This is a genomic window from Actinoplanes sp. CA-051413, from assembly GCF_050955795.1.
Lineage (GTDB): Bacteria > Actinomycetota > Actinomycetes > Mycobacteriales > Micromonosporaceae > Actinoplanes.
In genome coordinates this window covers 8,450,524-8,466,248 of record NZ_CP192100.1, presented here as the reverse complement: position 1 = coordinate 8,466,248, position 15,725 = coordinate 8,450,524, and the positions used below count along the sequence as shown (strand labels likewise).

Below are 15,725 nucleotides of genomic sequence, written 5' to 3'. Positions count from 1 at the left end.
GGTCCTTCGATGAGCAGCCTGGTCCGGTTCGGCGGTCGGCTGGCGGTGCGGCTGCGCAGCCTGACACGCCCCCAGGCAGTGGTCCTCATGGTGATCCTGGCGCTCTGCGCCGGGGTCTGGTGGTCGGCCGGGTCGGGCAATCAGGGTCTCGCGCTGTCGCTGGTGGCCGGTCTGCTGCTGGCCGTCCTGCTCGGGATCCTGCACCTGTCCCGCTGGATCGGCGGGGTCTACCGGGCCAACCAGAACGCGCACCGCGAGCTGCGCACGGTCGTGGAGCAGTTGCAGCGCCGGGTCGTCGCGACGGTGGAAAAGGAACGGCTCACCGCCGGCGACCGCCACCAGGAGCTGACCCGGACCGTCACCCGCGGCCTGCGGCAGAGCGGGCACGGCACCGACCTGCTGCTGCGCGCGCAGAGCCGGGAGATCGAGGCGCTGGTCCAGCTGTTCCAGCAGTTCACCCCGCGGGCGCCGATGCCGTCCTCGGGTGACTTCGCGCTCAACCCGACCGACCTGCTGGAACTGCTGCACCTGGTCCGGCTGCGCCAGCCCCGGCTGGTGGTCGAGCTGGGCAGCGGCACCTCGTCGGTGTGGCTGGCCTACGCCCTGGAAGAGTACGGCGGCAAGCTCGTCTCCCTCGACCACGACCCCGACTACGCTCGGCAGACCCGCACGATGCTCGCCGCCCACGGCCTCAACGCCGTCGCCGAGGTCCGCGACGCCCCGCTGCGCGAGCTCACGGTCAACGGCAAGACCTACCAGTGGTACGACGCGGACAAGCTGACCGACCTCACCGGCATCGACCTGTTGCTGGTCGACGGCCCGCCAGCGGCCACCGGCCCGGACGCGCGCTACCCGGCGCTGTCGGTGCTCGCCGGGCGGCTCGCGGGTACGGCCACCGTGGTGCTGGACGACGCCAACCGCGAGGACGAGCGGGACGCCGTACGGCGCTGGACCGAGGAAGTGCCGGGGCTGACCGAGGAGCGGGTGCTGCTCGGACGGCACGCGGTGCTGGCGTACTCGCGTACCGGGGCACCCGTCACTGTCTGAAGATGGGACCGGCCGGCATGCGGGGGCATGCCGGCCGGTCTTTTCGGGGGGTGGGTGAAGCCTTGGGCGGCGCCGCGGTCAGCGGCTGCCGAAGTCCTGGGTGTAGTACGGCGTGCCGTTGGCGGAGTACACGACGCCGACGGCGAACGTCTTGGCGCCACAGTCCAGCAGGTTGCGGCGGTGGCCCGGGCTCTTCATCCACGCGTTGACGACCTCGGCGGCGCTGCGGTAGCCCCACGCGATGTTCTCGCTGCGGGCGGCGGTGTAGCCGGCGGCCTTGGCCCGGGCGACGAACGTGGAGCTCGCCGAGCCGGTGTGGCTGAACTTGCCGGTCGTGGCCATGTACTTGCTGTGGCCGCGGGCCGCCCAGAGCAGCTCCGCGTTGACCCGCAGGCCCTTGCAGCCGGCCTTTACCCGCTCCTTGTTCGACAGGCTGACGACCTGGGTCTGCAGCGTGGTGAAGGAGACGGTGGCGGCCTCGGCCGGGGTGGCGATCGCGACCATGCCGAGCAGTGCGGCGGGGATCATCGCGAGGGTGGCGAGGCGACGGACCAGGGTCTTCTGCACGGGTCAACCTTTCGAGGAACACCGCCTGGACGTCTTGTTCGCCAGGTACGCCATTCCCTTCGGATGTCCCGCAGGGTTCGCTGATGCCTCTTCAGGTGCCTTGGTGTGAGTGCTCAGTTGCCGCCGAGTTGCCTGCCGTACCGCGGTTGCGCGCGCGGCGCCGGCCGGTTGCGGAACGGGAGCCTTATCGGCGCAATGCCTCCGCGAGCAGCGGTACGAGCAACCGGCTGTACGCCGTGGTGATGTGGTGCTGGTCCTTGTAGACCAGCAGGTTGCCCACGATGACCGGACACGTCGTCGCGGTGCAGAACCACGGCAGCGGGTCGATGACAGTCGCGCCCTCGGCCCGGGCCACTCCGGCCACCAGCGCCCGGCGCTTGCGGAACTGGACCGCGTCGGCCCGGCTGCGGGCGCACGCCGCGGGATTGTCCAGATGCGCCGACAGGCAGTCGGGCACGTTGCGGGCCTGCCACGGGGTGTCGTTGACGTAGTACACCTCGGTGCCCGGGCCCTTGACCGCGTCGAACGAGCGCCGCCACGCCGCCGACCAGGCGTCGTCCAGCGAGCCGGTCACGTCCAGCAGCGGGGCGTTGGGCAGGGTCGAGGCCATGATGACCTTCGCCGGGCGCAGCGACCGGATGTGGCGCCAGGCCGCCCGGCGCCACTGCACGCACTCGGTGAAGCGCCGCTTGAGTGCGTCCTCGTAGATGACCACGTCCGCGGCCGAGCAGGCGCTCTTGGTGACCACGACGAGCTTCCAGTGCCGCTGCCGGGCGATCGCCTCCAGCGCCGGGAACCAGTGGCCGGCGTGCGAGTCGCCGAACAGCACGACCGTGGTGGGCGAGGACAGGTCACCGTAGGCGCACGGGGTCTTCACCTCGGGGTCCGCGAACGCCGGGGAGCACTTGTCCGCGTACAGGCGGGGCTTGTCCTTGGCCGCGGCGGCCAGCGCCGGGGTGAGGTTGGCCGGCACAGCCGGCATCCCGGCGGCCAGCGCGAGGTTCTGCTGGAGCTTGGCCACGCCGGTCAGGGCCGGCGCGCGGTAACCCGTGCCGCCGGTGCCGCCCACCAGCACGGTGATCAGCACACACAGCCCCGCGGCGAGCAGCGAGACGACCGCGCCGGCGGTCAGGCCACGCCACGGCCGGTCGCGCAGGGCGGCGAGGTGCCGCACCGGGTTCTCCACCAGCGCGTACGTCAGCGCGGCCAGCACCAGGGCGCCGAGGGCGACCAGCACGTTCTCCGCGGCGGTGAGCTGGCGGCCGAGGGCGAACGGGGCGATGAGTAGCACCGGCCAGTGCCACAGGTACCACGAGTAGGAGAGCCGGCCGATGACCTGGAGCACCGGTGCGCCGAGCGGGCCGGCCGGGCGGGCGCAACCACCGGCGATGACGGCCGCGGTGCCGAGCACGGGCAGCAGGGCGGCGTACCCGGGGAACGGGGTCGCGGCGGTGAAGCTCAGGGCCGCGACCACCACCGCGCCCAGCCCGCTGCCGATCAGCAGCTTCGCGGGCAGCGGCGGAAGCCGCCGCAGCCGGTCGGCCCCGACCGCGAGCAGCGCACCGGCGCCGAGCTCCCAGGCCCGGGTGTGCGCCCCGAAGTACGCCCACCCGGCGTTGTGCTGCGTCTGCCAGACCGACACCGCCAGCGAACCGGCGGTCAGCACGGCCAGCACCGTGGTCAGCCCGCGTCCGCCGCGCCGCACCACGAGCAGCAGCAGCAACGGCCAGACCAGGTAGAACTGCTCCTCCACGGCGAGCGACCAGAAGTGCTGCAACGGCGACGGGGCCGACTCCGCGCTCAGGTAGTCGGTGCCGATCGCGGCCAGCCGCCAGTTCATCGCGTAGATCGAGGTGTGCAGCGCGTCCGAGACGATCTCCGACAACCGCAGCGGCGGCAGCCACAGCGCCGACGCGGCCACCGTCGCGACGACCACCACGGTCGAGGCCGGCAGCAGCCGCAGCGCCCGCCGGGCGTAGAACCGCGGGATCGAGACCCGGCCGGTGCGCTGCGCCTCGCGTAGCAACAATCCGGTGATCAGGAAGCCGGAGATGACGAAGAAGACGTCGACGCCGACGTAACCGCCGCCGATGAACGGCAGCCCGCAGTGGTACGCGACCACGAGCAGCACCGCGACCGCCCGCAGTCCCTCGATGTCCCGCCGGTGCCGGGCCGGTTCCGGGGCCGGCGTGACGCCCGGTCCGGAGCCGGTGGGCCGGGGCCGCCGGGGCGCGGGCGTGACCGGCGCGGTGCTCATCTCGGTCACAGTCGGTGCGCCTCCGCGCCGTGGGTCACGCCCCGGGTGTCGAAGAAGCGCTTGGCGATGCCGGCCAGGTGATCGGCGTCGTACTCGCGGTGGTGCTGCACGAGGATCACCAGGTCGGCGGCCGCTGCGGCGCCCTCGAGGTCGTCCGTGCGGGGCACCTCCACGTCGCCGACGCTCCACCGCAGCACGTGCGGGTCGTGGTAGCTGAGCTTCGCGCCGAGCGCGCCGAGCTGCCGGGCCAGCGGGGTGGCGGGCGACTCGCGCTGGTCGGCGATGTTCGCCTTGTACGTGACCCCGAGCAGCAGCACCCGCGCCCCGTGCACCGCCTGCCCGTCGGCGTTGAGCAGGTTCTGCGCCCGCCGGGCCACGTACGCCGGCATCGTCGCGTTGATCTCCTGGGCCAGCTCCACGAACCGGAACGGATAACCCAGCTTGCTGCGCACGTTGTGGCTCAGGTAGTTCGGGTCGATCGGGATGCAGTGCCCGCCGACGCCCGGCCCGGGGTAGAACGCCTGGAAGCCGAACGGCTTGGTCGACGCGGCGTGGATGACGTCCCACAGGTCGATGTCCAGCTCGTGGCAGAACCGCGCCATCTCGTTGACCAGCGCGATGTTGACGTGCCGGTACGTGTTCTCCAGCAGCTTCGCCGTCTCGGCCTCACGGGTGCCCCGGGTGCGCACCACCGTGTCGATGAACCGCCCGTAGAACTGCGCCACCCGCTCGGTGCAGCCGGCGGTGTAGCCACCGACCACCTTCGGGGTGTTGCGCGGGCCGAACTGCTCGTTGCCCGGGTCGATCCGCTCGGGCGAGAACGCCAGGTGGAAGTCGCGCCCGGCGACCAGGCCGGAGAGCCGTTCCAGCAGTGGTCGGACCACGTCGTCGGTGGTGCCGGGGTAGGTCGTGGACTCCAGCACCACCAGCATGCCCGGGCGCAGGTTGCGCCCGATGGCCTCGGTCGCGCCGGTGACCGCGCGCAGGTCCGGCCCGTCGCCGTCGGACAGCGGCGTCGGCACGCAGATCACGGCGACGTCCGCGGTGGCGATCAGGCCCTCGTCCACAGTGGTCCTGAAGCCGCCGGCGAGCATCTCGGCCACGTCCGCCTCGGACAGGTCGTCGACGTGCGAGCGGCCCGCGCCGAGCGCGTCGACCACCGCCGCGTTGACGTCGAAGCCGAGCACGGACAGGCCGGACCGGATGGCCTGCTGCGCCAGCGGCAGGCCGACGTAACCGAGACCGAGGATGACGGCGTCGTACCTCACGGGATGCATCTCCTTGATCGAGCGCCGGTCAGGCGACGGGCGTGTTGGTGGAGCTCTGTTCTCCGGTGCCGCGGTTGCGGTCGTGCTGCGCGGGCAGGGGACCGGGGACCGCCGTGGTGGCGCGGCCGACCTGGCGGCCCGGCAGTGCGGGCGGGGCCGGCGGCGCGGTGGTGGCGGGCCGCGGTGAGCTCAGCTCGTACGGCGAGACGAACGGCAGGTACGCGGGCAGGAAGTCGGCCAGCATCGCCTCCTGGTCGGCCGCCACGGCCGGGTCGGAGTCGATGTCGTTGAGGCAGAACGCGTCCAGGTTGCGGTGCCGCAGCAGGTCGGCGAGCTTGAACGGGGTCACCGGCGCGGCCAGGTCGGTGTAGCGGAACCGGATCGTGCCCGGCACCGCCCGCCCGGTGAGGTAGGCGTAGTACTGCTGCAGCGACGACAGCAGGGAGATGTCGTCCGGGTGCCGGAACTGGTGGTTGGCGGTGGCCTCGACGTACTCGGCGAAGCGTTCCTCGATCTCGGCGATGACGCTGCGCCGCGACGGGTGCGGGGTGTGCTTCATCTTGCGGGTCAGCACCCGGCCGAAGGCGGCCCGGATCAGCTCCCGGTTGTTCTTGCCGGCCGAGTCGGCCGGCGGGTCGGTCGGGCTGCGCGGCGCCGCGTCGACCAGCGCGGTGGACGGGAAGAAGCGGGTCAGCCCGCCGGGGGTGAAGAACAGCTCGGGCCCGACCGGCCGGCCCAGGAACACGTCGTCGTTGAGGTAGAGGAAGTGCTCGCTGAGCCCGGGGATGCGGTGCAGCCGGGATTCGATGGCCTGCGAGTTGAACGTCGGCAGGGTGCCGGTCTCGCCGAAGATCTCCTTGTGGCTGACCACGGTGATCCGCGGATGGGTGGTGTCCAGCCAGGCCGGCACCTGGTCGTCGGTGACCAGGAAGACGTGCCGGATCCAGGGGGCGAAGCAGTGCAGCGCGCGCAGCGAGTAGCGCAGCTCGTCGCGGGAGGCGTACCGGGAGTCGTTGTTGGCAAGCTTGCTGGCGTCCTTCAGCCAGGTGTTGGTGGCCAGCGCGGCGGCCTTGCGGGACTGCCAGGCCGGGTCGCCGCCGTCGACCCAGGTGTAGACGGCGTCGATCGGGAAGCTGATCCGGTCCAGGCTCGGCGTCGTGAAGATCTCCCGGGTCCGGTAGCGGGCGGGATCGTCGGGTGCGCTGAACGCGCCGAACGCGGGCTCGCCGGCGCGGACCACCGGCTCGTCGGCCGGGATGACGTCGGCGATCGGGTTCGCCCGCGGCCCGGACAGCACGCCGTCCTGCTGGCGCCAGAACTCGATGTCGCAGCCCACGTCGAGGCCGAGCAGCAGGCTGCCGCCCGGATCGGTGACCGGCCAGCACACCCGCAGGATCTCCGCGGTGCGCCGGGCCCGGCGGCCCCGGTGCCCGCGCGGCCGCACGACCTGCAGGATCCCGGTGCCGGCCCCGGTGAGTTCCTCCAGCGTCCGGACCACCAGGGCCCGGTGCTGCACCGGTACGGCCACAGCGGTGTGCAGCAGCGCGCGGGTGGGCACCCGGAACCAGTCGACGCCGGCCGCTTCCAGGGCGGCGATGACGCGGTCCAGGTTCTGCCGCCGTACCTCGGCCGGGCTGGCCGCCGGGTCCCGGCGTGCGGTGACCCAGCCGCGGCCGGCCCGGACCCGCATCGTCGGGGCGTCCGTCGCGGTCCGCATCAGCGGCAGCCGGGGCGGCGCGGACAGGTGCACGATCCGGCGGGCCATCCCGAGGCGCTGCTCGGGCGCGACGTGGGGCAGGACCCGGTGCTGGACCGTGCTGAGGATGCGCGCCCGGACTCCCCAGGGCGCCAGTCGCAGGATCCGCCGCAGGGGCACGCCGTAGTCCTTCCGCCGGATGTTCGTCGGGGCCGATCGATCAGCCGCCCGGTTCCTCGTGCCTCAACGGCCCGATTCATCAGAAGGTTGCGGTCGATGTCGGCTTTTCGGACATCTGTGCTATGTCAGAAGTTGCGCCTGTTACCTGCGGTATACGTGATTTATGCAGGTGGCGGGGCCGAACGCCGCCCGGCCACCCCTACGGGTCCGCCCCGATGCGCCCGCTTGCGTGGGCGAGGCATGGTGGACAACGGGTGGGTATCACTTCGGGAGGCTGAGATGGGCAAAGCAATCGCGTACCTGGTGGCGACGATCGCCGGCGTGATCGTGGTGGGCTGGATCGCGATCCAGCTGCTGCAGGTGCTGGTCGGTGCGCTGGCCTACCTGATCGTCGGCGCGGTCGTGGTCGGCGGCGGGGTCTACCTGTACGGCCGGGCGAAGCGCTCGCTGGCCCCGGGCACCCGCAACCAGCGGCGGATCGAGGCGGCGGCGAAGACGTACCGGATGCGCAACCGGTGAGCGTGCGAGCGGGCGGCTAGGCTTGCGGTCATCTCCTCACCTCTGACCAACGGGAAGTTGCGCCGTGTTTGACACCTTGAGCGACCGCCTCTCCGGGATCTTCACCAAGCTCCGCGGCAAGGGCAAGCTCACCGACGCCGACATCGACGCCACCGCGCGCGAGATCCGTCTCGCGCTGCTCGAGGCGGACGTCGCGCTGCCGGTGGTCAAGTCGTTCATCGCCAATCTGAAGGAACGGGCCCGCGGCGCCGAGGTGTCCCAGGCGCTCAACCCGGCCCAGCAGATCATCAAGATCGTCCACGAGGAGCTCATCACCGTCCTCGGCGGCGAGGGCCGGCGCCTGCAGTTCGCCAAGCAGCCGCCCACGGTGATCATGCTGGCCGGTCTGCAGGGCTCCGGTAAGACCACGCTGGCCGGCAAGCTGTCCCGCTGGCTCAAGGGGCAGAACCACCAGGTCCTGCTGGTGGCGTGTGACCTGCAGCGCCCCAACGCGGTCAACCAGCTCCAGGTCCTCGGCGGCCGGGCCGGCGTCGACGTGTACGCCCCCGAGCCCGGCAACGGCGTCGGCAACCCGGTCCAGGTGGCCAAGGACTCGATCGAGCACGCCAAGCGGACGGCGAAGGACATCGTCATCGTCGACACCGCCGGCCGCCTCGGCATCGACACCGAGATGATGCAGCAGGCCCGCGACATCCGCGACGCCGTCGACCCGGACGAGGTCATCTTCGTCATCGACGCGATGGTCGGCCAGGACGCGGTCACCACGGCCGAGGCCTTCCGCGACGGCGTGGGCATCACCGGCGTGGTCCTCTCCAAGCTCGACGGCGACGCCCGCGGCGGCGCCGCGCTGTCGGTGCGGCACGTCACCGGCGAGCCGATCCTGTTCGCGTCCACGGGCGAGAAGCTCGAGGACTTCGACGTCTTCCACCCCGACCGGATGGCCAGCCGCATCCTCGGCATGGGCGACGTGCTGACCCTCATCGAGCAGGCCGAGCAGGCCTTCGACGAGGATCAGAAGGAGAAGATGACCTCCAAGCTGCTCGGTGGCGAGCAGTTCACCCTGGAGGACTTCCTCGACCAGCTGATCGCGGTGCGCCGGATGGGCCCGATCGCCAACGTGCTGGCCATGATGCCCGGCATGGGCCAGATGAAGGACCAGATCGCCGAGCTCGACGACAGCCACTTCGACCGGGTCGCGGCGATCATCCGCTCGATGACCCCGGGCGAGCGCACCAACCCGAAGATCATCAACGGCTCCCGCCGCGTCCGCATCGCCAACGGCTCCGGCGTGACGGTGATGGACGTCAACCAGCTGCTCAACCGCTTCACCGACGCGCAGAAGATGATGAAGCAGATGGGCGGCATGATGGGCCTGCCGGGCGGCGGGCGCCGCAAGGCCACCAAGAGCCCGAAGAACAAGCGCAAGGGCACCAAGGGCGGCAACCGGCCGCGCGTGGGCGGCGGGATGCCGGGCGGCTTCCCGGGCGGAATGCCGCAGCTGCCCCCGGGCCTGGACCCGAACGCCCTGGGTGGGGCGCAGGGCCTGCCCCCGGGTTTCAAGCTCCCGAAGATCGACTTCAACAAGCTGAACAACCCCAAGAAGCCCGGCGACGACAAGCGCTGATATTGGCATACGACAACTAGGCATGGAGCTAGTATGGTCATCGGTGATCCCCTTGAGGAGGAGCCGATGACCGCTGCCGTGCATCTGTCGGACAAGCGAGACTGGACCGTCGACGACGTGGCAAGCCTTCCCGAGGATCTTCACTATGAGTTGATCAACGGAAGGCTCGTCTTGACGCCGGCCCCTCTGCCCATTCATCAATCGATCGGCATCCGGATCGCGACTGCGTTGGAGGCCCGGTGCCCCGATGACGTGTTTGTCAGCGTCGATCAATCCGTCCTGGTCGACAGCCGGAACGAGCCGCGTCCCGACGTTGTCCTGATCCGTCAGGAAGGCGCGGATCGAACCCCGGTGCTTGCGGCCGATGTGCTGTTGGTCGCTGAGATCATCTCGCCGTCTTCCAAGGTCAGCGACCGCGAGGACAAGATGAAGCTCTATGCCTATACGGGTATCCCGGCCTACTGGATCATCGACCCGCTCGGCGAGCGCATCACCTTCACTCAGTTCCGCTTGAGTTCCGGCGGGGCCTATAACCAGCAGATGGTGACCGACGGGCTGGTCACTATCGAGCATCCCTGGGAGGTCACCTTGGACCTGCCAGGCTGGACCCGGCGCCGGGACCGGCTCCGCGAGACCGCCCGGCCGGACAGGTGAGGTGTTGATCGGGTAGGACATACGCATGGCGTTGCATGTGCGTGGGGTTCTGCTGCCCGATGACGAGGTCCGCGATCTCTGGCTGGTGGGGGACCGCATCACCCTCGAGCCCGTCGCCGACGCCGAGACCATCAGTGACGGTGGCTACGTCGTTCCCGGGCTGGTCGACGCGCACTGTCATCTCGGCATCCAGTACGGCGCCAAGCCCATCGAGAGCCTCGACCAGGCCCGCGAGCTCGCCCACACCGACCGTGACGCCGGCGTGCTCGCGTTGCGGGACGCCGGATCGCCGTACCCGTATCCCGAGCTCGACGACGAGCCCGGCATTCCCCGCCTGGTCCGCGCCGGCCGGCATGTCGCGCCCACCCGGCGCTATCTGCGCGACATCGGCGTCGAGGTCGACGCGGCCGACGTGGTCGCGACCGTCACCGCCCAGGCCAAGGCCGGCACCGGCTGGGTGAAGCTGGTCGGCGACTGGATCGACCGGTCCGTCGGCGACCTCGCCCCCTCCTGGGATCCCGCCACCATGGCCGCCGCCGTCGAGGCCGCCCACGCCGCCGGCGTCCGGGCCGCCGTGCACACGTTCTCCGAGGAGGGCGTCGCGCAGATGGTCCGGGCCGGCGTCGACTCGGTCGAGCACGGCACCGGCCTGTCGCTGGAGCTGATCGACGAGATGGCCCGGCGCGGCACCGCCCTGGTCCCCACGATGATCAACATTCGGACTTTCGGTGGCATCGCCGACCAGGCCCGGGCCAAGTTCCCCGGGTACGCCGACCACATGCTCGCCCTGCGGGACGGCTTCCCCGAGGTGGTGGCGTCCGCGCACGAGGCCGGCGTGCCGATCTATGTGGGCACCGACGCTGGCGGCAGCATCCGGCACGGCCTCGCCGCCGAGGAGATGCTGTTGCTGCACGAGGCCGGCATCCCCGCCGCCGATGTGCTGGCCGCCGCCTCCTGGCGGGCCCGCGCCTGGCTCGGCTTCCCTGGGCTGGTCGAGGGTGGCCTGGCCGACCTGGTCGTCTACGAGGCCGACCCCCGCCGGGACCTGCGGGTGGTCCGCGCCCCGAGCCGGATCGTGCTGCGCGGGGCGGTCATCCGCTGAGGTTCCAGATCCGCAGGCTGGTGCCGACCGGGCAGGCCAGCCGCTCCGGTGTCCAGGCGCACGCGTCGGACGCCGGCGGCACCTCGCCCAGCACCGTCACCTTCCCGTCCGGCAGCGTGACCTTGCTGGCCGGACCGGCGACGAGACTCGGCAGCAGCAGCAGTGTGTCCGTGTCGAGCCAGGACACCGAGCCTTCCGGCGTCGACAAGACCCGCTTGCCGTCCCGGTCGTAGACCAGCTGCTCACCGCCGGGCCCGCCGACCAGCGTGTGGCCGTGCACGGTGGAGACCGAAGTGCCGTTCTTCGCCCCGGGCACCTGCCACAGCTGTCGGCCGGTCGCCCCGTCCAGCACCGAGACCGTACCCGTGGCGTTCCGGTCCTGGTCGCTCACACAGACCCGCAGCTCACCGCACATCTGCAGCATGTCGAGCTGGTGTCCGGGACCCCGGGTGAACACCACCTTGGAACTGCCCTGAGCGGAGCGCAAGTCCGTCGCGCGCACCCGGAAGCCGTTCTGCTCGCAGCACTCGTGCTCGTCGTTGTAGAGCCACCCGTCGTACGCGAAATACGTGCGGGGATCGGTGTCCGGCGGCGCGGCTGTGACCGTACGCTGCAGCTCGCCGGTCGTGATGTCACGCACCTGGACCTTGCCCGCCCGGGTGACCTGCACCAGCCGGTCGTCGGTGAAGAAGAACGGCCGGCCCAGCCACAGCTCCTCGTTGCGGTCCAGATAGGTGCCCATCGTGTACACCGGCCGGTCGGCCGGGGCCGGCTGCTGCCAGCGGCGCGCCCCGCTCACCCAGTCGAACGCCTCCGTACGGCCGTTCGCCGACGCCCGGACCAGCACGGACTCGTGCCGGACGACCTCATCCCCGGCCTCGAAGGGCAATGCCCACCGCGGTCGGCCGTCGGCCGGATCGAAGATGTGCATCGTGTTGGCGGATCCGTGGCGCAGGGTTACCACCAGCGCCCGCGGCAGCACGTCGACGGCGAGCAGTTCATCGGTGCGGCTGCCCAGCGGCCGGGCCGGCCAGGCGACCGCGCCGGTGCGCAGCTCCACCGCGTTCATGCTGATCTGGCCGTTGAGGGTCTGCCAGACGGTGTAGAGCCGGCCGTCGGTGCCCGCCACGGTCGCGGCCCGGGCCTGGTCTCCGAACTCGACCGGCGCGCCCACCGTGGGCAGCGTGCGCTTCGACGTCACCGGCGCGGACTGCCGGTCGTGCCGCACCAGGACAACGCCCAGGCCGGCGGCGATCAGGCACACCGCGGCAGCCGCGGCGACCATGGCCCGGTTCTGGGTGCGCTGCCGCCCGCGGTGCCGGGCCTGCTCCGCCGGGGCCAGCGGAATGCTGTCCGCGTGCCGGCCCAGCGAGGTGAACAGGTCGTCGAGATCAGTGGGCATGGCCGGCTCCTTTCCGGGCTCCCGCGGCCGACGCCGGGTCGGCGGCGGCCTCCAGGGTGCCGAGCGTGGCGGCCAGACCGGCCCGGCCCCGCGACAGCCAGGACTTCACCGTGCCGGTGGACGCCCCGGTCTCGGCGGCGATCTCGCCGACGGACCGGTCGAGCAGGTAGTACAGGGTCAGCGCCCGGCGATGCGCCGCCGGCAGCGTCCGCATCGCGCGGACCAGCAGGACCGTGTCCTCCGACGGAGGTGCCGCAGGTGCGGGCGGGGGATCGGCCGCTGCCCGGGACCGGCGTACGCCCAGACGGCGCCAGCGGTCCGCGGAGAGCCGGCTGACCACCAGGCGCAACCACGCTTCGGGCTCCTCGTAGCCGGACAACCGCCTCCACCGCTGCCACGCCCGGGCGTACGCCTCCTGCACCAGGTCCTGCGCCTCGACCGGGTCGCCGGTGAGCCCGTAGGCGTAGCGGACCAGCCTGCGGGACGTGTCCCGGTAGAACGCGTCGAAGTCGTCGGTCATCTCCACCGCCCCTCGCAGAAGGACACGGGACGGCCGCCCGGTCGGTTGCGCACGGGTCTCGCTAGGATGCTGCCTCATGGCTCGCGTGCTCACTCCCCGTGCGGAGGACTTCCCCCGCTGGTACCAGGACCTCATCGCCAAGGCGCAACTCGCCGACAACGGCCCGGTGCGCGGGACGATGGTGATCCGGCCGGCCGGCTACGCCATCTGGGAGCACATGCAGGCGGACATGGACCGCCGGATCAAGGAAGCGGGCGTGCAGAACGCGTACTTCCCGCTGTTCATCCCGGAGAGCTACCTGCGCCGCGAGGCCAACCACGTCGAGGGCTTCTCGCCCGAACTGGCCGTGGTCACCCACGCCGGCGGCAAGGAGCTCGCCGAGCCGCTGGTCGTCCGGCCGACCAGCGAGACCGTCATCGGCGAGTTCATGGCCAAGTGGGTCGACTCCTACCGGGACCTGCCGCTGCTGCTCAACCAGTGGGCCAACGTCGTGCGCTGGGAGCTGCGCCCGCGCACGTTCCTGCGCACCACCGAGTTCCTCTGGCAGGAGGGCCACACCGCGCACGCGACCGAGGAGGACGCCCGCGAGCACGCGCGGGAGATCCACAAGAACGTGTACGAGGACTTCATGGTCACCATGCTGGCCATCCCGGTCGTACCCGGCCGCAAGACCAAGGGCGAGCGGTTCGCCGGCGCGACCAACACGATGACCGTCGAGGCCATGATGGGCGACATGAAGGCCCTGCAGATGGGCACGTCGCACGAGCTCGGGCAGAACTTCGCCAAGGCCTTCGACATCACCTACTCGTCGGCGGCCGGCAAGGTCGAGCACGCCTGGACCACGTCCTGGGGCACCTCCACCCGGATGATGGGCGGCCTGATCATGGTGCACGGCGACGACAACGGCCTGCGCCTGCCGCCGCGGATCGCGCCGATCCAGGCCCAGGTCATGGTGGTCAAGGCGGGCGAAGGCGTCCTGGAAGCGGCCACCAAGCTGACCGACGAGCTCAAGGCGGCCGGCGTACGCGTCAAGCTCGACGCCCGGGCCGACATCCCGTTCGGCCGCCGGGCCGTCGACGCCGAGCTCCAGGGCATTCCGGTACGCATCGAGGTCGGCCCCCGCGACCTGGGCGCGGGCAACGCCGTGGTGGCCCGCCGCATCGACGGCACCAAGACGCCGGTGGCCCTGGCCGAGGTGGCCGCGACCGTGACGGCCGCGCTCAAGGCGGACCAGCAGCGGATGTACGACGACGCGCTGGCGTTCCGCGAGACCAACACGGTCGACGTGAAGACGCTGGGCGACGCGATCGAAGCAGCGCAGACCGGCTGGGCGCGGGTGCCGTGGTCGGCGGTCGGCACCGAGGGCGAGGCCGAAGCGAACGGCAAGGCGGTGACCGTGCGCTGCCTGTTCCGCGAGGACGGCTCGATGCCCGACTCCGACGACGAGCCCGACCTGATCGCGATCCTGGCCCGGTCGTACTGACCGTGCCCGCCCGTTTCACGCCCGCCCGTTTCACACCCGGCCGCGAGGTCCTCTACCGCAACATCGACGGGCCGCGGCTGGCCTCCGTACGCCCGTGCCGCGTGGTCTCCGACGACGACCGCGGGCTGCTGCTCTGGCTGGCCCGCGGCTCGGCGGTGGTGATCGAGGTGGCGGAGGACGGCCGAGGCATCCGCGACATGCCGTTCGCCGAATGGACCGGCCTGCGCACCCGGCTGGTCCCCGACACCTGGCAGGGCCCAGGCCTGCTCAAATTCATCCCCCCGGACGCCGACCACTCGATCTGGTTCTTCCGCGACGACGCCGGCACCTTCACCGGCTGGTACGTGAACCTGGAAGAACGAGCAATCCGCTGGGACGACGGCGACGTGGCGGGCGTGGACGTGATCGACCAGGACCTGGACATCGTGGTAGCCCCGGACCGGACGTGGCAGTGGAAAGACGAAGACGAGTTCTCCGAGCGTCTCGCCTTCCCGGACCACTACTGGGTCCACGACTCCGCGGCGGTCCGCGCCGAAGGCCTCCGCGTGATCAAGTCCATCGAAGCTGGGGACTTTCCCTTCGACGGCACCTGGACCACCTACCAGCCCGATCCGTCCTGGCCCGTCCCCACCTCCTTGCCTTCCGGTTGGGATCGGGCCGCTGCTCCTCGGCCCTGAGCCCTTCTGGCCCGCCTCGGTCGGCTGGGTTTCGCTGGTTGCGTGGTGGGGCTTGGGGGCGGGGATGGCCCACGCAGCCCGTCAAGCTTGATATCTGCGTGGACCATCCCCGCCCCCAAGCCCGTGCAACTCACCCACCTGCCACCCCGCCACCTCCCACCCACCAAACCCACGACCCCGAATCCGTGATCCGCAACCTCACGAATCGGCGCCCCGCGCCCGCGACCGCGCGAGTCGGCGGCCCGCGCCCTGCGGCCGCGCGAGTCGGCGGCCCGCGACCTCGCCAGTCGGCGGCCTGCGCCCCGCGGCCTCGCGAATCCGCGCCCGCGCCCATCCGCGACTCGCGGGTTGGCGAACTCGGTAACCCTCGGCCAGCCGAACCCGGTCAAGCTGCACGCCCGCCGAGCTGCTGGCCCGTGAAGCTGCTGGCCGCCAAGTCGTGAGGCCGCCGAGCTCCTGGCCCGCGAAGGTGCTGAGCCGGCACTGAGTGGCCAAGTTTGTTGGCTCGCCGAGCTGTTGGTCCGCGAAGCTTGCGAGCCGGCGCCGAGCCATCGAGCTGCTAGTTCGTTGAGCTGCTAGTCCGCTGAGCTGCCGGCCCACGAAGCTGGGGGCCTGGTCCGGGTCGCCAAGCTGTTGAGCCGGCGAGCCGCCAAGCTGTTTGCTTGCAGAGGCGTGAGTCGGCGACGGTGCTGGGCCGCCAAGTAGTTGAGCCGCGAGCCCGGCCGGGCC

Annotated in this window: 13 protein-coding genes; 7 read left to right on the top strand and 6 right to left on the bottom strand. The window is 71.4% G+C overall.

Features of this window, described 5'->3' with window-relative positions:
• Positions 1–9: 9 nt before the first annotated feature.
• Positions 10–1,047, top strand: a complete 1,038-nt coding sequence (locus tag ACQP2Y_RS39890) for a class I SAM-dependent methyltransferase (protein ID WP_433721531.1) — start codon at positions 10–12, stop codon at positions 1,045–1,047.
• Between the two features lie 78 nt (positions 1,048–1,125).
• Here ACQP2Y_RS39890 and ACQP2Y_RS39885 read toward each other — a convergent pair whose 3' ends face one another.
• From ACQP2Y_RS39885 to ACQP2Y_RS39870, 4 genes are all read right to left on the bottom strand, one after another.
• Complete coding sequence (locus ACQP2Y_RS39885) at positions 1,126–1,614, bottom strand: CAP domain-containing protein (protein WP_360549954.1); 489 nt, start codon at positions 1,612–1,614, stop codon at positions 1,126–1,128.
• A gap of 184 nt (positions 1,615–1,798) precedes the next feature.
• Positions 1,799–3,871 carry an acyltransferase family protein gene (locus ACQP2Y_RS39880; RefSeq protein WP_433721530.1) on the bottom strand — a complete coding sequence of 691 codons (2,073 nt, stop codon included), beginning with the start codon at positions 3,869–3,871 and terminating at the stop codon, positions 1,799–1,801.
• Positions 3,872–3,876: 5 nt separating this feature from the next.
• Positions 3,877–5,148, bottom strand: coding sequence for a nucleotide sugar dehydrogenase (locus ACQP2Y_RS39875; RefSeq protein WP_433721529.1), 1,272 nt, complete (start codon positions 5,146–5,148; stop codon positions 3,877–3,879).
• A 19-nt stretch (positions 5,149–5,167) separates the two neighbouring features.
• On the bottom strand, positions 5,168–7,015 hold the full coding sequence (locus ACQP2Y_RS39870; protein ID WP_433721528.1) for a stealth family protein: 1,848 nt from the start codon (positions 7,013–7,015) through the stop codon (positions 5,168–5,170).
• A 279-nt stretch (positions 7,016–7,294) separates the two neighbouring features.
• Between ACQP2Y_RS39870 and ACQP2Y_RS39865 the strand changes: the two genes are divergently transcribed.
• From ACQP2Y_RS39865 to ACQP2Y_RS39850, 4 genes are all read left to right on the top strand, one after another.
• A complete protein-coding gene (locus tag ACQP2Y_RS39865; protein ID WP_360549946.1) occupies positions 7,295–7,534 on the top strand; it encodes a hypothetical protein in 240 nt (79 codons plus the stop codon).
• Positions 7,535–7,598: 64 nt separating this feature from the next.
• A complete protein-coding gene (ffh, locus tag ACQP2Y_RS39860; RefSeq protein ID WP_433721527.1) occupies positions 7,599–9,158 on the top strand; it encodes a signal recognition particle protein in 1,560 nt (519 codons plus the stop codon).
• Positions 9,159–9,191: 33 nt separating this feature from the next.
• Entirely contained in the window at positions 9,192–9,812 is a 621-nt protein-coding gene (locus tag ACQP2Y_RS39855; protein WP_433721526.1) for a Uma2 family endonuclease, read from the top strand.
• A gap of 25 nt (positions 9,813–9,837) precedes the next feature.
• Positions 9,838–10,914: an amidohydrolase family protein gene (locus ACQP2Y_RS39850; protein ID WP_433721525.1), complete on the top strand. Its 1,077-nt coding sequence runs from the start codon at positions 9,838–9,840 to the stop codon at positions 10,912–10,914.
• On the opposite strand, the gene ACQP2Y_RS39845 is transcribed toward ACQP2Y_RS39850, so the two are convergent.
• The gene (locus ACQP2Y_RS39845; RefSeq protein WP_433721524.1) at positions 10,904–12,316 is read right to left on the bottom strand and encodes a PQQ-binding-like beta-propeller repeat protein; all 1,413 of its coding nucleotides are present in this window, start codon (positions 12,314–12,316) and stop codon (positions 10,904–10,906) included. The genes ACQP2Y_RS39850 and ACQP2Y_RS39845 overlap by 11 nt on opposite strands.
• The gene (locus ACQP2Y_RS39840; protein ID WP_433721523.1) at positions 12,306–12,836 is read right to left on the bottom strand and encodes a SigE family RNA polymerase sigma factor; all 531 of its coding nucleotides are present in this window, start codon (positions 12,834–12,836) and stop codon (positions 12,306–12,308) included. The genes ACQP2Y_RS39845 and ACQP2Y_RS39840 overlap by 11 nt, the downstream gene beginning before the upstream one ends.
• Before the next feature lie 76 nt (positions 12,837–12,912).
• On the opposite strand from ACQP2Y_RS39840, the gene proS reads away from it, so the two are divergent.
• Together proS and ACQP2Y_RS39830 are read left to right on the top strand one after the other, a co-directional pair.
• On the top strand, positions 12,913–14,319 hold the full coding sequence (gene proS, locus ACQP2Y_RS39835; protein WP_433721522.1) for a proline--tRNA ligase: 1,407 nt from the start codon (positions 12,913–12,915) through the stop codon (positions 14,317–14,319).
• A gap of 2 nt (positions 14,320–14,321) precedes the next feature.
• Positions 14,322–14,996 (top strand): DUF402 domain-containing protein, encoded by a 675-nt coding sequence (locus ACQP2Y_RS39830; RefSeq protein ID WP_433721521.1) that lies wholly within the window; start codon positions 14,322–14,324, stop codon positions 14,994–14,996.
• Positions 14,997–15,725 lie beyond the last annotated feature (729 nt).